At 37.4% G+C, this 17,533-nt stretch carries 19 protein-coding genes; 10 read left to right on the forward strand and 9 right to left on the reverse strand.

Features of this window, described 5'->3' with window-relative positions:
- Window positions 1–26: 26 nt before the first annotated feature.
- From LZ575_RS16080 to LZ575_RS16100, 5 genes are all read left to right on the forward strand, one after another.
- Window positions 27–1,550 (forward strand): glycoside hydrolase family 97 N-terminal domain-containing protein, encoded by a 1,524-nt coding sequence (locus LZ575_RS16080; protein ID WP_255702640.1) that lies wholly within the window; start codon window positions 27–29, stop codon window positions 1,548–1,550.
- Complete coding sequence (locus LZ575_RS16085; RefSeq protein WP_255702641.1) at window positions 1,525–2,028, forward strand: glycoside hydrolase family 97 C-terminal domain-containing protein; 504 nt, start codon at window positions 1,525–1,527, stop codon at window positions 2,026–2,028. Before LZ575_RS16080 ends, LZ575_RS16085 begins: the two co-directional genes overlap by 26 nt.
- A gap of 393 nt (window positions 2,029–2,421) precedes the next feature.
- The gene (locus LZ575_RS16090) at window positions 2,422–3,747 is read left to right on the forward strand and encodes a DUF1080 domain-containing protein (RefSeq protein WP_409187220.1); all 1,326 of its coding nucleotides are present in this window, start codon (window positions 2,422–2,424) and stop codon (window positions 3,745–3,747) included.
- Complete coding sequence (locus tag LZ575_RS16095; RefSeq protein ID WP_235325606.1) at window positions 3,748–4,389, forward strand: Gfo/Idh/MocA family protein; 642 nt, start codon at window positions 3,748–3,750, stop codon at window positions 4,387–4,389. It begins immediately after the preceding gene.
- The gene (locus LZ575_RS16100) at window positions 4,337–5,089 is read left to right on the forward strand and encodes a hypothetical protein (protein WP_235325608.1); all 753 of its coding nucleotides are present in this window, start codon (window positions 4,337–4,339) and stop codon (window positions 5,087–5,089) included. Before LZ575_RS16095 ends, LZ575_RS16100 begins: the two co-directional genes overlap by 53 nt.
- A 253-nt stretch (window positions 5,090–5,342) precedes the next feature.
- Here the strand turns inward: LZ575_RS16100 and LZ575_RS16105 are convergent, their stop codons facing one another.
- The 9 genes from LZ575_RS16105 to LZ575_RS22725 form a co-directional block, all read right to left on the reverse strand.
- Window positions 5,343–6,017 carry a sugar phosphate isomerase/epimerase gene (locus LZ575_RS16105; RefSeq protein WP_235325610.1) on the reverse strand — a complete coding sequence of 225 codons (675 nt, stop codon included), beginning with the start codon at window positions 6,015–6,017 and terminating at the stop codon, window positions 5,343–5,345.
- Window positions 5,965–6,213, reverse strand: a complete 249-nt coding sequence (locus LZ575_RS16110) for a hypothetical protein (RefSeq protein WP_235325613.1) — start codon at window positions 6,211–6,213, stop codon at window positions 5,965–5,967. The genes LZ575_RS16105 and LZ575_RS16110 overlap by 53 nt, the downstream gene beginning before the upstream one ends.
- Before the next feature lie 124 nt (window positions 6,214–6,337).
- Complete coding sequence (locus LZ575_RS16115) at window positions 6,338–9,694, reverse strand: FG-GAP-like repeat-containing protein (RefSeq protein WP_235325615.1); 3,357 nt, start codon at window positions 9,692–9,694, stop codon at window positions 6,338–6,340.
- 265 nt (window positions 9,695–9,959) lie between these two features.
- On the reverse strand, window positions 9,960–10,511 hold the full coding sequence (locus LZ575_RS16120; protein WP_235325617.1) for a RagB/SusD family nutrient uptake outer membrane protein: 552 nt from the start codon (window positions 10,509–10,511) through the stop codon (window positions 9,960–9,962).
- Window positions 10,483–11,511 carry a RagB/SusD family nutrient uptake outer membrane protein gene (locus tag LZ575_RS16125; RefSeq protein WP_235325619.1) on the reverse strand — a complete coding sequence of 343 codons (1,029 nt, stop codon included), beginning with the start codon at window positions 11,509–11,511 and terminating at the stop codon, window positions 10,483–10,485. Before LZ575_RS16125 ends, LZ575_RS16120 begins: the two co-directional genes overlap by 29 nt.
- Before the next feature lie 243 nt (window positions 11,512–11,754).
- Window positions 11,755–12,393, reverse strand: coding sequence for a hypothetical protein (locus LZ575_RS16130; protein ID WP_235325621.1), 639 nt, complete (start codon window positions 12,391–12,393; stop codon window positions 11,755–11,757).
- Window positions 12,374–12,835: a TonB-dependent receptor domain-containing protein gene (locus tag LZ575_RS16135; RefSeq protein WP_235330756.1), complete on the reverse strand. Its 462-nt coding sequence runs from the start codon at window positions 12,833–12,835 to the stop codon at window positions 12,374–12,376. The genes LZ575_RS16130 and LZ575_RS16135 overlap by 20 nt, the downstream gene beginning before the upstream one ends.
- A gap of 50 nt (window positions 12,836–12,885) precedes the next feature.
- Entirely contained in the window at window positions 12,886–14,589 is a 1,704-nt protein-coding gene (locus LZ575_RS16140) for a SusC/RagA family TonB-linked outer membrane protein (RefSeq protein ID WP_235325623.1), read from the reverse strand.
- Window positions 14,570–14,704: a hypothetical protein gene (locus LZ575_RS22725; protein ID WP_255702642.1), complete on the reverse strand. Its 135-nt coding sequence runs from the start codon at window positions 14,702–14,704 to the stop codon at window positions 14,570–14,572. The genes LZ575_RS16140 and LZ575_RS22725 overlap by 20 nt, the downstream gene beginning before the upstream one ends.
- Window positions 14,705–15,178: 474 nt before the next feature.
- Between LZ575_RS22725 and LZ575_RS16145 the strand changes: the two genes are divergently transcribed.
- The 5 genes from LZ575_RS16145 to LZ575_RS16160 all read left to right on the forward strand — a co-directional run bounded on the left by LZ575_RS16145 (window position 15,179) and on the right by LZ575_RS16160 (window position 17,523).
- Entirely contained in the window at window positions 15,179–15,727 is a 549-nt protein-coding gene (locus LZ575_RS16145; RefSeq protein ID WP_235325626.1) for a lipid-binding SYLF domain-containing protein, read from the forward strand.
- A 247-nt stretch (window positions 15,728–15,974) separates the two neighbouring features.
- Entirely contained in the window at window positions 15,975–16,139 is a 165-nt protein-coding gene (locus tag LZ575_RS16150; protein ID WP_235325628.1) for a LacI family DNA-binding transcriptional regulator, read from the forward strand.
- Between the two features lie 74 nt (window positions 16,140–16,213).
- Window positions 16,214–16,420: a hypothetical protein gene (locus LZ575_RS22730; protein ID WP_255702643.1), complete on the forward strand. Its 207-nt coding sequence runs from the start codon at window positions 16,214–16,216 to the stop codon at window positions 16,418–16,420.
- 2 nt (window positions 16,421–16,422) lie between these two features.
- Complete coding sequence (locus LZ575_RS16155) at window positions 16,423–16,995, forward strand: substrate-binding domain-containing protein (RefSeq protein WP_255702644.1); 573 nt, start codon at window positions 16,423–16,425, stop codon at window positions 16,993–16,995.
- Window positions 16,996–17,265: 270 nt separating this feature from the next.
- Entirely contained in the window at window positions 17,266–17,523 is a 258-nt protein-coding gene (locus LZ575_RS16160; RefSeq protein ID WP_235325630.1) for a DUF4212 domain-containing protein, read from the forward strand.
- Window positions 17,524–17,533 lie beyond the last annotated feature (10 nt).

Here is a 17,533-nt window from a genome sequence, read left to right on the forward strand (position 1 = left end):
TGGGTAGCAATAATAATAGTATTAAAATGATTAGAAAATTAAACATAATTCCCGCGCTTTTGTTCTCCCTTATAGTTGTTGGTCAACAGGAAAAAAGTTACAGGATCAATTCACCCGGAGGATTAAACGAAATATCTTTTAATCTGGAAAATGAGAAGCCCAGGTATTCAGTTTCACATGGGAATATTGAAGTCATAATGCCTTCACAATTAGGATTTGTGTTTAGAAATAATGACTCCTTAAGTAAAAATTTCAAAGTCACAGGTGTGGAAAAAGCCACCTATGACAATACATGGAAACAGGGGTGGGGAGAGAAACAAAACATAAGGAACCATTATAATGAAATGCTTGTAAACCTTCAGGAGAAGGGCGGAAAGCAGAGAAAGCTACAGGTGCAGTTTCGTGCATTTGATGATGGAATAGCATTTAGGTATATTTTTCCGGAGCAGGGAATTGTAGATAGTATATTTATTATGGATGAACTCACCACCTTCAACCTTAAAGATGATGGCAAAGCCTGGTGGATCCCCGCTTACCACGAGCAACGATACGAAAATCTTTATAAAGCTTCTCAAATAAGTGATCTGGATACTGTTCACACTCCTCTCACTATAGAAAGTAAAAGCGGGCTTGCTTTAAGTTTTCATGAAGCTAACCTCACCGATTTTGCAAGTTATACGCTCTATGCGGAAGGTGGATCGAAATTGAAAATTGATCTTGTACCCTGGGCAGACGGAATTAAAGTACGTACAGTGAAATCTTTTACGACGCCCTGGAGAACCTTGCAAATAGGTGAGCAGCCAAAAGATCTTATTACATCCTACCTTATTCTCAACTTAAATGAACCCAGTAAAATTGAAGATACAAGCTGGATCGAACCCTTTAAATATATTGGCATCTGGTGGGGAATGCATATTGGAAAATACACTTTTTGGGAAGGAGAAAATCAGGGTGCCACTACGAGCAATGCAAAGGAACATATAGATTATGCAAAACAGCTAGGTATAGACCATCTACTAATAGAAGGATGGAACAAGGGCTGGACTCCCTCGTGGTATCAAAATGCTATGCACACTTTTAACTTCACAGAGGAAGCAGATAATTTCAGTCTTAAACAAGTAACAGATTATGCCGCAGAAAACGGAGTGCGAATTATTGGTTATCATGAAACAGGATCTAATATAAATAATTATCTAAAGCAGGTTGATAGTGCCTTTGCCCTTTACAACAGGATGGGTATTCACGATGTAAAGATTGGCCATGTGGGTTCAAAACTTAATATGAAGGAATGGCATCATGGACAGTATGGAGTGCGATATTTCAGGTACATACTGGAAAAGGCTGCTGAGCATAAATTAACTGTGTTCTTCCATGAACCCATAAAGGATACAGGGGAGCGCAGAACCTATCCTAATATGATGGCACGAGAGGGGGCCCGTGGTATTGAGTATAATGCCTGGAGTGAAGGAAACCCACCAGATCACGTCACTATTCTTCCTTTCACCCGGTTCCTTGCTAAGCCCAATGGATTTTACTGCAGGAATATTTGATGTGGAAATAAGCCAGGGTTATCCCGGTAGAAATGTACATTCCACCACTGCTAAACAGCTTGCCTTGCTGGTAACTGTTTTTTCTCCCATACAAATGCTGGCCGACCTGCCCGAAAATTATGTAGATAAACCTGCTTTTCAGTTCCTTCTCGATGTACTTGTAAATTGGGAGGACACACAAATATTGAATGGCGAAATTGGGAAATACATTACCACAGTGAGAAAAGATCTTAATAGTGACGATTGGTACCTGGGAAGTATTACTAATGAGGAGAGTCGCGCACTTGCTATTTCTTTGTCCTTTCTGGATGAAGGAGCAACTTACGAAGCGCAGGTTTATGCCGATGCCGAAGGAACAGGTTATCGCAATAATCCTATGGAGGTTGTTATAACTAAAAAGAATGTAACTGCAGCCGATAAACTCATTCTAAACCTGGGTGAAAGCGGAGGTACAGCGATAAGATTTAAGAAGTTGTAAGTACAGTTTTTAAAAAATGCAGGTTGTGAAAAAGCAGGTAGCACCAGCTGGAAATCCTCTCCCATGTTGAGGTGAAAACCTCTTCAGTTTATCAACATAAATTAGAATTTATTATATTCTGAAAATTATAAATACGTCATTTCTGCAGAAGATGCTTATCTGGAGAGGGAGTTTAGGAGAAAACCCTATGCGGTTGAAATAGCCGCCAATTCCGAATAAATATCACCTATTGATTAGAGATCTGCTAAGGATAATACAAAGACCTTAGAAATCAGGTACAAGTTAAGGTGCAATATTGTGACTTTTTTATAACTTACACTCTACATCATATTTTCAACTTTATTTTTTATGAAAAAACTTAAATTTTTTGTGTTACTCATCTTTGTTGGAGCAATGTGCTTTGTAAGCTGCTCAGATTCCAAAAAAGAAACAAATAAAGGAATAGCTCTTTTTAATGGAGAAGATTTGCAAGGCTGGACCCAGAAAGGGGGAGAGGCCGTTTATAAAATAGAAGATGACGTCATTATTGGGGAAACTGTTAGCAATACTCCCAATTCCTTTTTAACCACAGATAAAATGTATGATGACTTTATTCTGGAATTAGAATATAAGGTTGATCCCAGCATGAATTCGGGAATTCAGATAAGAAGTAACAGTTTACCGGGGTATCAGGATGGAAGAGTTCACGGTTATCAGGTAGAAATAGATCCTTCAGAAAGGGCTTACAGTGGAGGGATTTATGACGAGGCTAGAAGAGGCTGGCTGGTTAATCTGGATAACAATCAAAAGGCACAACAGGCTTTCAAACAGAATGAATGGAACAAGGTACGTGTGGAAGCTATTGGAGACACTATAAAAACCTGGCTCAATGATGTTCCCGCAGCATATTTAATTGACGATATGACTCCGGAAGGATTTATTGCTTTACAGGTACATAGTATAGGTAATGAAGAGGAGCCGGGGAAACATATTATGTGGAAAAATATTAGGATTATAACCGATAGTTTGAGCTATTATTCACAACCTATGGACATAGAACCTACTAATACAAAAAACAGCCTGACATTGGATGAGAAAAAGAACGGATGGAAACTTTTGTGGGATGGAAAGACAACCGAAGGATGGAAAGGAGCGAGATTGGATAGTTTCCCGCAGCAGGGATGGGAAGTCAATGACGGTATTCTAACAGTTCTCGCAAGCGGTGGTGAGGAATCTGCAGCAGGAGGCGATATAGTTACAGAAAATTTATATGGTGATTTTGAACTGAAGGTTGATTTTAAAATAACCAGCGGTGCAAATAGCGGAATTAAATATTATGTAGATACCGATATTAATAAAGGACCGGGATCTTCTATAGGGCTGGAATATCAAATCTTAGATGATGAGAATCACCCCGATGCAAAGTTAGGAAACCACGAAGGGAGCAGAACAGTTGCGTCACTCTATGATTTAATTCAGGCAGATGTTGATAAACCTATAAAGCCCGTAGGGGAGTGGAATACTGCTTATATAGTATCAAAGGACAAACATGTTGAACACTGGTTAAACGGGGTAAAAGTGCTGGAATATGAAAGAGGAAGCGAAGACTTTAAAAAACTTGTTTCGGAAAGTAAGTATGACCAGTGGCCTAATTTTGGGGAATTAGAAGAAGGGCGAATTTTACTTCAGGATCACGGGGACAGGGTCTCATTCAAAAACATTAAAATAAAGGAATTATAAATGACAACAAGAAGAAAATTTATTTCCGACACAATTTTAGGAGGAGCAGCTGTGGCAATTTCGGGTTCGGCAATGGCAATGCCAGCTAAAAGTTACAGAAGGATTATTGGTTCCAATGAGAGGATTCATGTTGCGATCGCAGGATTGGGAAGGAGAGTAGGAGCCTATTATGAGCCTATAGCTTTAAAGGAAGCCAATGTGGAACTGGTTTACTTATGTGACGTAATGAGGAGCCAGAGAGAAAATGCTCTGAAAAATGTTTCTCAGTTTATCAACTATACCCCAAAAGCTGAGAATGATATTCGAAAAGTCATTGATGATAAAAACGTGGATGCATTAATAAATGCAACTCCTGATCATTGGCACACACCCGGTTCTATAATGGCCATGAAAGGAGGGAAGCACGTGTATGTAGAAAAACCTTCCAGTCATAATATGGAAGAAAATGAATTGATTGTTGCTGCTGCCAAAAAATACGATAAAGTGGTACAAATGGGTAATCAACAGCGGTCTTCAAACCATACTATTGAAGTAATGAAAGATATCCATAGCGGTGCAATTGGAAAACCTTATAAGGCGGTCGCATTTTATGTCAATTCCAGAGGTCCCGTTCCTGTACAAAAAAAGGCACCTAGTTCCTGAAGGTCTGGATTGGGAATTATGGCAGGGTCCGGCTATTCATAGAGATTATACTGCTGAAACTTGGGATTATAACTGGCACTGGTATGGGTGGAATTACGGCACGGCTGAAGCCGGAAATAACGGCACTCATGAATTGGATATAGCGCGTTGGGCCCTGCAGGTTGATTATCCTCAACACGCGAGAGTAGTAGCAGGAAAACGACAATTTAAAGATGACGGGTGGGAAATGTATGATAGTATGGAAGCTACCTTTGATTTTCCTGATGAAAAAGTTATACAATGGGATGGTAAAAGTCGCAATGGTTATAACACCTATGGAGCAGGTCGCGGCACTTTTATTTACGGTAGTGAAGGAGCCGCCTTTGTCGACAGGGAGAGGTATGAGGTTACTGACCTTAGCGGCAAGATAATCAAGGAAAAAAGATCAGGTTCCAATGAGGCGGGGACGGCTTTAGGTGGCGGTGGAGACTCCTCTACTGCACACGTAATTAATTTTTTCAATACAATTCGTGGTAAAGACAAACTTCTGGCTCCTATTGAAGATGCCTCAGTAAGTATGGCTATGGTGCATTATGCAAATATGGCTTATCGCACCGGGAAGGGTTTTGACATTGATGATAAAACCGGGCGCGTCTTTGATCGTGATGCAATGTCACTATGGAGTCGTAAATACGAAGAAGGCTGGCGGCCAACTGTATGAGAAAGTGTGGTTTATAAAAAAATTTTCAACATAGGAATTTTAATATAAAAGAAAATTAGATCTCCATTTTTAAAAATCACACACTTATTTCTTACAACTAAATTATGCGAAAGAACCCCGTAAAAAATTAAGTGAGCGGGTGTTAATAAATATTTTACCAAAGATTTCTATTCTCTAATCTTTATTAATTAAAAGTTCATTGGATAATTTTTTAAACTGGGGATGCTGTGGATTAAAAATCTATGAAAAGACTTTAAAATTTGCCTTTTAAGTAAGAATAACTTTGGGAGAGACTTTGGTAGGGATCTATTTCAAAATTTTCCTGCTCTACAATAAAGTGCTCACCCCCTGCGGTTTTTGCTCTTTGAAAAATCTTTTCGTAATTAATTGTTCCACTACCAATTTCTGTATTGAGCTCATTATTGGTCTTGCTCATATCTTTTATATGCCAAAGAGGAAACCTTCCGGGATACTTATCAAAAAGTGCAATGGGATCTTTTCCAGCTCTAACAACCCAATATATGTCTAATTCAAAATCCACTAAATCTTTATCTGTGTTTTCTAAAAAGATTTGGAGTCCATTTTGCCCATTAAAGTCCTCAAATTCAAAGGCATGGTTGTGGTAAGCTAATTTAAGACCTGCCTGCCTGCACATTTCCCCTGCCTGATTCAATTTTTCAGCTATTCTTTTAAAGTCCTCAATAGAAGTCCGTAAATCTGCAGAAATTGAAGGAATGATTACATATTTTTGATCCAGGCCCTGTGCTACTTCCAAAACATGTGTTAAGTCACTTTTGTTTCCTTCTTTTCTTAAAAAAGAATCAAGACCATAGTGCCCACTTGGTGTTGTCATTCCGTTTGAATGAATAGTGTCTCTAAATTCCTGCACACTTAAACCCCAAAATTGATTGGTTAAGTGAATATCCATAGGTCTCAACCTCACTAAAACCTATATCGGCTACTCTTTTAATTGTTCCTTTTACGTCCTCACCAATAGTATTTCTTAAAGAATAAAGTTGAAGCCCTAATGGATAATTTTTTCTACATCCCATGAGGAATCCGGGTAAAAGAGTAGTGGCTGTGACAGCTAAACCTGAAGATTTAATGAATTTCCTTCTTTGCATAACAATAGAATTAGATTTAAAAGTTAAAGTAATAATCCAATTTTGGAGCCTTAGTAATTAAATAATTTAATCTTGGCCTGGACGGCGCAAGCTTTTCTATAATTTAGAAAGGGCTTATGACCGCTTAATCTGAAGATAATGCAGCAATATTGTTTTTCAATTTTGTATTAATTTGAATTAACTGAATATAGTCATTGTTCTTAGCAGTTATAATGTATCTTCCATTTGGGGTGCTAAGAAATTCCATATCTTTTACATCGCCCGGAACGAAAAATCCGCTCTTACGGGCTTTTACAGGCTGAAATTTCCCTTTGCCATCTCCTTTAAGGAGAAGTCCAATCCCCGCATCTGCACGTGGAGTTTCTACTTCTGAGGCATAGAGATTTCCGGCTATAAGAAGATCAGGATTGTCATCATTATCAAAATCTTCAACCAGTATTTGATTAATAGGAGCAATTTGTGCTTCCGCAGGAAGTGGATGAATTTTAAATCCATCTTCCCTGTTTTCAATAAATACACTGGCAAAGGATTTCACCTGGTAATGAAGTGCATTTTCCAGATAATCTGTAGTATAAATATCTTCCAGGTTTGCGTTAGCAAAAGAATTATAATCTTCAAATTTCATTTTAATTCCGGGCATTTGCTGGGAAGAACATTCTCTTCCTCTCACAGGAAATTTCTCTCCGTCATTGAAATAACTTAAAACTATATCCTTAGAATTATTTTCATCAAAATCGTGATAATAGATATCAAAGCTGGCATCTTCCCTGGCCTGATATTTATAATTCCGGCCTAAATTGCCCGCAATGAAATCCATATCACCATCATTATCAAAATCACCCTCTTTAAGGCTAAACCACCAGCCTGTAGTTTCAGTTAAACCTAATTGTTTTGTAATATTTTTAAAATCTCCATTGTTGTTCTTAAATACTGTAATAGGCATCCATTCCCCCACAATTATCAGGTCCTTCCATCCATCATTATCAAAGTCGGTCCAGCTGGCACTGGTAACCAACCCCAAATTTTCCAGACCGGGTGCTTTTTGAGGGGTAACATTTACAAATTTTGTTCTCCCATTCTCAGATTGGTTTTCAAGAAGATAGCTGTTTGCGGGTGCAGGATAATTACCTGGAACTAATCTGCCTCCAACAAATAGATCAAGATCGCCATCTTTGTCAAAATCTTCTGCGTACACCCTGGAGCCGCTGGTATACATTTGAGGTAATGCAGAAAGGGATCTGCTTAATTTACCGTTTTCGTTTTTATAAAGCCTGTCCTGAAGATTTTCTGAGTCTTTTTCAAATTCATTACCTCCACTTACAACGTAAAGATCATTTTTTCCATCACCGTTGGCATCAAAAATTAATGCGCCCAAATCTTCATACTTTTTGTCTGTTTCCAGAAAATCAAATTCCTGCTTCTCAAATCCGTTGGCCGTTTGGTAATAAATGCCCCCGGAATGATTGGCAGCACCTCCTATGAAAATATCATCCAGGTTATCACCGTTCAAATCTCCAACAGCCAATCCCGGTCCAAACATCGAGGTTTTATGAGGCAGTAGAATTTCTTTTTTAAAATCGTCATATTCATTTTCCCGGTGTTGATATTTCAATCCCAATGAATCTGCGTTTATAGTAAGAAATAACTTTTCCGGAACATCTTTTATAATCTCAGGTTGTTTTTCAGACTCCTTGTAATCCAGCACCAGCAACTGGTTTACCGGAATATTGTTTAAGATTTGTACATTTTGATCTGGCCATACCACCTTTAATTTTTCAATAGTTTTAGATTTACCTACACCGAAATGAAGTCTTGGAGCTACTGAAGACTGAAAACCCCGCGTAAGGGTTAATTCCTGCATTTGCTCCTTTTCATCATTGGTTAGATAAACCCTGGCTCCTAAACCAAATCTGTTCCTTTCAGTTCCTTTAAAATCAATCGCAAGGTAATTATTGTTTTCAGTGTTATTGTTTCTGAATACGCTGGCATAATCATCTATATTATTTGTTACAACTTCAAGGTCTCCATCATTATCCAGATCCACATAAACGGCTCCGTTAGAAAATCCGCTGTAACTAATACCCCAGTTATCATTTACTTTTTCAAAGCTTAGATCCCCTTTATTTTTAAAAACAAAATTGTCAATTTTTTCTGAAGGTATCTCCAGGGATTTTTCAAGCAGGCTGTCTCTTTGGCTGCCCTTTTTCTTTAATTCATTAAAGTAATCCTTGTTATTTATCTCTCTTCGGGTACCATTGGAGATATAAATATCTTTCCAGCCGTCATTATCAAGATCAACAAATAAAGGTGCCCAGCTCCAATCAGTCGCCTGTACTCCTGCGAGGTAAGAGGTGTTACTAAAGTGTGGCGTATCCCCGTTAAAATTTCCCGCGTTTGTTTGAAGAGAATTAAACATATACTGATAGTGAAAACCGGAATTTACTGTACTCCAAAATAGTTTTGGATTCATACTTGCCATATTGGCTTTAGCTCTGCGGTTATCTTTAGCAGCCATATCCATTTGAATAATATCAAGCAACCCATCGTTATTATAATCTGCAATGTCAACTCCCATCCCGTAGAAAGATGTCTGGCTGGTGGCTTCTTTTATAACATTGGTAAATGTCCCGTCCTGATTATTTAAATACATATAATCTGGAGTACTAAAGTCATTTGAAATATAAATATCGGGCCAGCCGTCCTCATTGAGATCTCCCACTGTTGCACTTAAAGAGAGACCAAAAGATCGTAATCCGGCTTCATCTGTTACCTTCGTAAAGGTATTTCCATCATTTCTATAGAGATTATCAGTTTCCACATCCTTCACATTTTGCATTTTAAACAAGTAAAAACTATTAGGAGCAGTGAAATTGGTAGATGGATAATTAGCTACATAAAGATCCAGGTCCCCATCCATATCATAATCAAAAAAAGTGGATTGAACACTTTGACCGGGGTCAGCAATATTATATTGCTCAGCGCTTTCAGTAAAGGTTCCATCGGTATTATTTATATACAGTAGATTTTCCCGGGGTTCAAATTTTCCTGAAACCGAGACGTATATATCCAGGTAACCATCGTTATTAATATCAACCATAGTAACTCCTGTAAACCAGCGTTTATCCCCAGCTACATTTGCCTGTTTTGTAATGTCCTCAAATTTGAGATTGCCTTTATTCAGGTATAATTTATTGGGCTCCATATTTCCGGTAAAAAATAGATCTGGAAGACCATCATTATTAATATCCCCGGCTGCTACTCCACCACCCATGTATAGATATGAATAGCTGAAATAATTTATACTGTCATTTTCCTTTAAGTTATTTTGAAAGTCTATTCCGGTATCCTCAAAACTTAACAGGGAAAAATTTTTTTCGTTTTCTTCCTTGCTTGAAGAAGAGTCAGAGGAGCAGGATGCCAGTAGTAATAAACTTACACCAACCCAACCTAATAGAAAATTATAGTATTTTCTTCTTAACATTATATTCGTTATTATTTTTACTAATGTATCATAAAAAAAGAGCCTGCCCATAAATTCTTTATTAGAGAATATTTAGACAGGCTCTTGCTTCTTGTTAATTAAAAACTCAAGGTTTTTATTAATCTTAAATGGTATTAATAACCGGGGTTTTGCGTTAATACACCTCCCGATAAATCAATTGCTGTTGTAGGAATAGGCATGATGGTCATATATTCTTTGAAAGGAGAAGTCTTAGGACCAAAATTGGAAATAGTTTCAGTTTCGGTTATGATGTACTGATTAAGAACTTAGGTACAGCAATATCCCATCGTGCAAGATCAAAGAATCTGTGGCCTTCCATGGCTAGTTCCAATCTTCTTTCAAATCTTATGGCCTTTAAAGCAAATTCAGTATTTGGAAAAGAAGCATATGGCTCTATTTTATAGTTTGCCGCAGGTGACCCATTTTCAGCCATCACATAAGTCATATTTTTAGCCCTGTTACGAACCATGTTTACATATTCAAGTGCAGTATCAAGATCTCCCAATTCTGCTGCTGCTTCAGCAGCCATTAGCAATACTCCTGAGAAGCGCATAACATTGTAATTAATTCCTGGACTTTGTTGACCCCAATCTGCTGTTCCCATGTTAACATCTTCTCCAGCGTGGTACACGTTCTTTTTAGGTAAGTAACTACCCGAAATGTCGGCTGTAGTATTTCGAACCCAATCAGCACCTGGATTGATGCCATAGCCGTTGTATTCTATTCCTCTTCTACCTACGGTATAATCAAGTCTTGGATCCAGAGGACTAGGTTTCTGGTGTAAATGGTGCGTCACTGGCAATACCATAATCTGATGCTACGTGAGTATCGCTATAGTTATCAAGAAGCGGCAAACCATCGGGACCAGTTTGAAAAGCATCAACAAGGTCCTGTGTAGGAACATAGAACCCGCAGCACCATCCAAGGGCGTTTGGAAAATTCAAAGTACTACCCACATTACCGTTAAAAGATAAACCATCATCTGCAGCAAACTGAATAGCAAATACAGATTCCTGGCTGTTTTCACTTCCTGCAACAAAATTAGCCAGGAACTCATCATTCAAGCCATAAGGGCCATTGTTAATTACGTCCTGTAACAGTGAAAACGCCTCAGTCCATTTTTCCTGAAATAAATAAGTTTTAGCAAGAAATGCTTTTGCAGTCCAGGAAGTAGGTCTTCCGGGCTCTGTTTGAGTATCAGGCAAATTTTCAACTGCAAATTGCTGATCAGCCTCTACTTCGCTCCAAATTGGTCCCGGATTAGGCTGATTAAATTCGGTGTTCGCATAGTTTTCAGCAGAAATAAAAGAAGGATTGCCATAAATTTTTTGTAATTCAAAATTAAAGTATCCTCTTAAAAATCTTGCTTCGGCAAGCTTTTCAGTAAAATCCTGATCTTCTATTTTATTTATTACAGAGATCACAGCATTTGCCCGATTTACACCTCCATATAAGGCTTCCCATTTACCTAAAATATATGGATTAGCGGGAGTAAAACTATAAGTTTCCATTAAGAAAAGTTCCTGCTGGTCACCATCTGTACTACCTTTATGTGCATCATCAGACAATACATCAAACCACCAGTTATCGGGACTAACCGCAAAACCATTTCCACCGTTATTATTAACAATCCCATCCAGTGCGGAATAGGCCCCGGTTAACAATAGATCAACTCCCTGAGCATTTTGAAGAGCCTGATCACTTAAGGCTCCTACCGCAGGAGTATCAGTAAAATCCTCACTACAGGCAATAATGATTAGTAGCGGGAGTATATAATAAATTAATTTCCTTTTCATAATAATTATATTTTAATATTAACACCAATAGAATAAATCTGAGATATGGGATAAACCTGATAGCCTACGTTGCCATCAACACCTAAGGTAAGACTATTACTAGAGGCTATTTCAGGATCTAAGCCCTGATAATCTGTAATTGTGAATAAATTTGTTCCCTGAAGAAATATTCTTAAGTCCTGAACCCTAAGAGTTTCCAAAACTGTATCAGCAAAATTATAGCCAATTTGAAGATTTGATAACCTAAAGTAGGAACCATCCTCTACAAAATATGAATTTGGACTTAGTTTCGCTATTTCTAATGGTGGCGCTTAGAGCTGGTAAAGAAGCATTAGGATTATCGGGAGTAAATGAATCCAGAACTCTGGTGCTTCTATTTCCATCGAAGAACAATGGGAAATCAGTAAAGACTTTTTGATAATTGTAAATATCATTTCCCTGTGAACCTGAGAAAAAAGCTGACATATCAAAACCTTTATATCCGGCTGTTAAATTTAAACCGTAAGTAAAATCAGGATGAGGAGAACCTATGATAGTTCTGTCCTCGTCATTAATAACTCCATTATTATCCACATCAGCATATTGGAAACGGCCAACCCCATCGGCAGGAGATGCGAAACCCTGGTCTGCTGCCCCGGAAACTTCAGATTCAGAAGCAAAAATTCCCACTACCCGTCTTCCGTAGAAATACGAAAGTGGCTGGCCTACAGAAGTTCTGGTAATTGCACCTCCTCTAAAACTGGTATCACCACTTTGAAATTCGCTTATAAGATCTGTTACTTCATTCTTGTAGTGAGAAATGTTTAGGTTAATACCATAAGTAAAATCTGATGCTGCTCTACTGTGATACCCCAGGCTAAAATCAACACCTAGTATTTTCAATAGAACCAAGGTTTACTAAAGGAGCAGTGGCATCTATTGCTGTTGTACTAATTAAACTATTGTCTCTTGTAATAAGATCTTTAGTGGTGATTTGATAAAATTCTATCGTAGCATCAAGTCTGTCATTAAATAATCCTAAATCAAAACCTATATTTTTGGTAATACTGCTCTCCCAATTTAAGTTTCCGTTTCCTACCTGGCTCAGGATCGCACCTGTAGTAGGTGTGCCACTTCCATTGAATGCATAATTGGCGTATTGATTATTTAAATTGGAGATATTTATAGTTGGATTGTCTGAAGGAAGGGTTTGGTTTCCTAATTCTCCCCAGGATCCTTTTATTTTTAGCCTGTTAACAAACCAATCTTCTGAATAAAAGTTTTCTTCACTGATAACCCATCCTGCACTAAATGAGGGAAAAATATCACTTTGATTATCTCCCAGGAATCTTGAAGATTTATCTCTTCTTACGGTTGCAGTTAAAAAATACCTGCTTAAGCATAATTGTAATTAGCAGTACCAAAAAAGGAGTACAGGGTAGATTTCCCGTCATAAGCATAACTTACTATGGGAGCCCCTGAACCATTACTTAGGAGGTAGAAATCGGGATTCTCAAATAGGTAACCATTTCTGTTAATTCCTTTTCCTTTTCCGCTTTGTGCAAGTGCTTCTATACTAGCTACTGCATTAATACTGTGATCGCCGATATTGTTATCATAATTTATCGTGTTGGTCCATATCCACTGGAAATTCTGAGCATCCTGCTCTGCCAGTGTATTCGTAGAACGAGGTTCTGAATGTTCAGGGTTTAAAGCGGTAAAGAACCTTCCATTATAGTTTTGAATATCTGCACCAATAGAGGTTTTTATATTAAGGTGCTCCAATACTTCCAGCGAAGCATAGATGTCTCCAAAAATCCTTAAAGATTTATTGTAGTTATCAGATGATCTATTTAGAATCGCTACAGGATTTTCAGCATTACCCAAACCAGCAGCGGCTGTATAACTTCCAGTAAAATTGCCGTTATCATCCCTTACAGGAAGTAATGGTGAACTTCTTAGAGCAAAGTTTATTTGATTGCCGCCACGTGTGTTGCTGTGGGAAATATTTAAATGTTGTCCTACCCTAAGTTTTTCCATAATTTTAAATTCGGAATTTAACCTGGTAGCTGCCCTCTCAAAACCTGTTTCCAGCTGAATACCTTCTCTTTTTAAATAATTGATAGACATCAAATATTTACCAAATTCATTTCCATTTTGAAAACTTACAGAGGCATTATAAGTAGGCGCATCCCGGAAAATTTCCTCCAGCCAGTTTGTTCCCCCTTGTGGGACGGTTACGGGAGCATTTACTCCTTGAATAGTGTTGGGAACAACAGGACTTGCACCGCTTCCATATTGGGCGTGTGTAATAGGAGCGCCATCATTCCTGAGACTTTGAAAGATCATTTCTCCGTGTTGCTGGGCATTCAATAAATCTGGAAGATTTGATGCCCGTGAGAAGCCAACGTAAGTATCAATAGAAACAGTAGGCTTTTGCATTAAATATCCTCCGCCTTTTGTTGTTACAATCACGACCCCGTTAGATGCTCTTGCTCCATATATTGCAGCAGCTCCATCCTTAAGAACGTTCATTTGTTCTATATCGTTTGCGTTAAGACTATTCAAAATAGAAGGATCATCTGTTTGAACTCCATCGATAATGTATAATGGATTGTTGTTGTTGCTGGTTCCATACCCACGAATCCTAACAACAGGAGAGGATCCCGGGGAACCGTCATTTAAAACCGTCACCCCTGTGACCCTGCCTTGCAAGGCTTCCGCGGCATTAACTATAGGAGCTTTAGTTGCTTCAGAAATGTCGACAGAAGACACAGATCCTGTAACATCCCCACGGGTTTGGGCGGTATATCCCATAACTACTATTTCATCAAGCTGGCTGGTGTCTTCCTCTAAATTGACATCCAGGGTTTGCTGATCTCCTACTATGACTTCCTTTGTAGCATATCCCACGAAACTAAAAATTAAAGTTTGTCCGGGAGAAGCTTCCAGGCTATAATTTCCATCAAAATCAGTTTGGGTTCCAGTCGTTGTTCCTTTTACATAAACGTTAACCGCAGGTAAAGGAATTCCATTTTGATCAGTAACCATCCCGCTAATCGTTTGCTGAAGGTCAATTTCATCCGGGTTTCCGGCCATCAATGTTAAACCGCCCCCGAAGAACAGAAAACCTAGTAATTGCAATTCCCATAATGACTGCCTGGAATAATTTCCAGGGTGACCCCACAGGATTAGAAGTAATTTTAATGTCCATAAAATATTTATAATAAGTTAGTTACTTATAAAAATATAAAAAAATCTTAATAAAGGCTATTTTAAATTGATTATTAAAAAAATATTGCTTAATCCTTAAAGTGTTTTTTATGTAATATGAAGATAATCAGATTTTAAGAACAAGTCTCATATAATTAATCTGCTGATTTTAATATATTTTCTATTCTAAGGTAGGTTTTGTAAGGTCAAACCCGGTCATAGTGGCTGGAAAGGTTATAATTAATTTGACTCGGGACGATATATCCCCAAAAAAATTATCCAGGATTATTGTTAATTTAAAAGTATATGGATAGGAGTAGTTTTAAGGAAATTAGTAATGAAATGTGGGATTTTTCTATTTGTAGATTTTAACAAATTTTCTTAAAACATTAATATTAAGTGAAATAACAGTCACTTAACAGAAATTTTTTAGGAATGGTGGTAATTTAGATCTGAAACTAAAAAATTATTGAAAATGAAACTATTGAGTAAAAAATTTTACGCACCCTTATTAACCCTTCTTTTGCTGGTATTAGTAGCAGGTTGTGGTTCAATGAAAAATACCGAGCAGGATCTTGTGTCTGACGCACAGGATGCCCGTAATACAATTATGATGGACCATCCTAATGCTGCAGAAATGTTTAATGAAGCTGAAGCTTATGCCATATTTCCAAATGTTGGGAAAGGGGCATATATAATAGGTGGAGCATCAGGTAACGGTGTGGTATACCAAAATGGAAATGTTATAGGATATTCCGATCTTAAGCAGGTAGATATAGGATTACAGGCCGGAGGAAAATCTTTCATTGAAGTGGTTTTCTTTGAAGATCAGGGTACCCTGGAGAGATTTAAGGAAGGAACCTATGAACTGGATGCAAATGCATCGGCAGTTATTCTTGAAAAAGGAGTTTCAAGAAATCTTGAATTTCAGGATGGAGTTTCAATTGTAACTGTGCCTAAGGCTGGTGCAATGGCTGGAATATCTGTAGGTGGACAGAGATTTACTTTCCAACCAAGACAGTAGAAATTATAATTAGAAAATTTAAGAGCGGTACAATTGTGCCGCTCTTTTTGTTTATATAAATATTAAAATAAGCAGATCCATAATGCGGAATCCGGAAGATTTATTAAACCCAAACTTTTTAAGATGCCGAAATTTAATTTTATTACCATCTCTTCATTCTATTTTAAAACTCAAAAATTTAGCCGAAAGTGTGAGTTTTGGCTGAATGTTCCTTATTTTTAACACCTATAATTTACCCTGGAATTAGATGAAATCAAAAATCACTTTAAAAGAGCTGGCGAAACTATTAAATGTTTCAGTATCAACAGTTTCAAAATCTTTAAATGACAGCCCCGAAATAAGTCAAAAAACTGTGGAAAGGGTAAAGGAACTCGCTCAATTGCATAACTACTACCAAATCCTACAGCAGTAAATTTAAAGAGAAACCGCACGGGTAATATTGCTGTAATAGTTCCCAATATATCTAATACCTTTTTTGCGAAAGTATTGGGAGGTGTAGAAACTGAAGCCAGAAAACAGGGCTTCCAGGTGATTACTTATATTTCTAATGAATCTCTAGGCCTTGAACAACAAATAACCGAGTTAATCTCTAATGGGCTTGTAGATGGTTTATTGATCTCAGTGTCTGAGGAAACACAACAAACAAAAAATTATGACCATTTAATGCAACTACTGGAGTATGAAATACGGTAGTTTTGTTTGACAGAATAGGTGTTGAAATAGAAATGGACCGGGTGGGCGTAAACGATAAAGGCAGTATTTACGACGCTGTACAATATCTTTATTCTAAAAATCTTAAAAAAATAGGTTTGGTTTGTGCCCTTGGAGATATTGGTCTGGGACAGGAGCGTATAGAGGGATATACCCGTGCCTGTAAAGAACTGGGATTACCTATTGATGAGGATTACCTTGTAGTCTCTAAAGATATAGAAACTGTAAAATCAAAACTTTCTCATCTACTTGAAACCCGGGAAGTAGAAGCTTTAATTGGGCTGGATTTTGTGAGTACACTTCTCACATCCCGTACTATTCAACAACACAAACTTAATATTCCGGAAGACATCAAGATGATTGGCTATGTAAATGAAGATTTTGCCTCTTTTCTCTACCCTTCAATTAGTTACGTAGATCAACATCCTGTACAAATGGGCGAAACTGCGGCTACTATGGTGATTAACCGAATTAAAAAATATTCTCAAAAAACCCCGGTTAAAAATATCATTAAAACTGAATTAAAACATTTGGATTCAACACAGTTTAAGAATTGATTGGTATTGTACCCAAACGAATTAGAATTTTTTCCTTTTTAGTACTTAAAATTTTAGAACATCGTTCGTGCAGAAATATTACTTTTTTACTTAAATATTTCTGTTCCTGGTGAAGAAATTCTTGCATAACAAATGAAAATCGACTTAAAAAGCCCTATTTATATTTTTTCAAAAAATAAATTTGTTGCTTCTTAAGATTTTTATTTTAACTTCCATTTTTGAATCCAAAGCTTAAGGTTTCCTTTTTTGAGCTTTAGAAACAATTACACTATGCAAGGACAGGAAAAAGCAACTGCTTACTGGAAGCAGAATTTAAAATATTTATTCATACTCCTGAGTATTTGGTTCCTCGTCTCTTATGGTGCCGGGATTCTTTTTAAAGATTTGCTTGATAATTTTTCTATAGGTGGATTTCCCCTTGGTTTCTGGTTTGCCCAGCAAGGATCCATCTACGTTTTTGTAATATTAATTTTTATCTATGTCCGGCTTATGAACAGGTTGGATAAAAAATTCGGCTACAATAATTGAAATTTCTGCA

The sequence above is a fragment of the Antarcticibacterium sp. 1MA-6-2 genome (assembly GCF_021535135.1).
GTDB lineage: Bacteria > Bacteroidota > Bacteroidia > Flavobacteriales > Flavobacteriaceae > Gillisia.

What these genes read in the sequence shown, in the direction of transcription:
- LZ575_RS16080 (WP_255702640.1), top strand. Translation starts at nt 27, where the DNA reads ATGATTAGAAAATTAAACATAATTCCCGCGCTTTTGTTCTCCCTTATA.
- LZ575_RS16085 (WP_255702641.1), top strand. Translation starts at nt 1,525, where the DNA reads ATGGATTTTACTGCAGGAATATTTGATGTGGAAATAAGCCAGGGTTAT.
- LZ575_RS16090 (WP_409187220.1), top strand. Translation starts at nt 2,422, where the DNA reads ATGTGCTTTGTAAGCTGCTCAGATTCCAAAAAAGAAACAAATAAAGGA.
- LZ575_RS16095 (WP_235325606.1), top strand. Translation starts at nt 3,748, where the DNA reads ATGACAACAAGAAGAAAATTTATTTCCGACACAATTTTAGGAGGAGCA.
- LZ575_RS16100 (WP_235325608.1), top strand. Translation starts at nt 4,337, where the DNA reads ATGTCAATTCCAGAGGTCCCGTTCCTGTACAAAAAAAGGCACCTAGTT.
- LZ575_RS16105 (WP_235325610.1), bottom strand. Translation starts at nt 6,017, where the DNA reads ATGGATATTCACTTAACCAATCAATTTTGGGGTTTAAGTGTGCAGGAA.
- LZ575_RS16110 (WP_235325613.1), bottom strand. Translation starts at nt 6,213, where the DNA reads ATGCAAAGAAGGAAATTCATTAAATCTTCAGGTTTAGCTGTCACAGCC.
- LZ575_RS16115 (WP_235325615.1), bottom strand. Translation starts at nt 9,694, where the DNA reads ATGTTAAGAAGAAAATACTATAATTTTCTATTAGGTTGGGTTGGTGTA.
- LZ575_RS16125 (WP_235325619.1), bottom strand. Translation starts at nt 11,511, where the DNA reads ATGAAAAGGAAATTAATTTATTATATACTCCCGCTACTAATCATTATT.
- LZ575_RS16140 (WP_235325623.1), bottom strand. Translation starts at nt 14,589, where the DNA reads ATGGCCGGAAACCCGGATGAAATTGACCTTCAGCAAACGATTAGCGGG.
- LZ575_RS22725 (WP_255702642.1), bottom strand. Translation starts at nt 14,704, where the DNA reads ATGGACATTAAAATTACTTCTAATCCTGTGGGGTCACCCTGGAAATTA.
- LZ575_RS16145 (WP_235325626.1), top strand. Translation starts at nt 15,179, where the DNA reads ATGAAACTATTGAGTAAAAAATTTTACGCACCCTTATTAACCCTTCTT.
- LZ575_RS16150 (WP_235325628.1), top strand. Translation starts at nt 15,975, where the DNA reads ATGAAATCAAAAATCACTTTAAAAGAGCTGGCGAAACTATTAAATGTT.
- LZ575_RS16160 (WP_235325630.1), top strand. Translation starts at nt 17,266, where the DNA reads ATGCAAGGACAGGAAAAAGCAACTGCTTACTGGAAGCAGAATTTAAAA.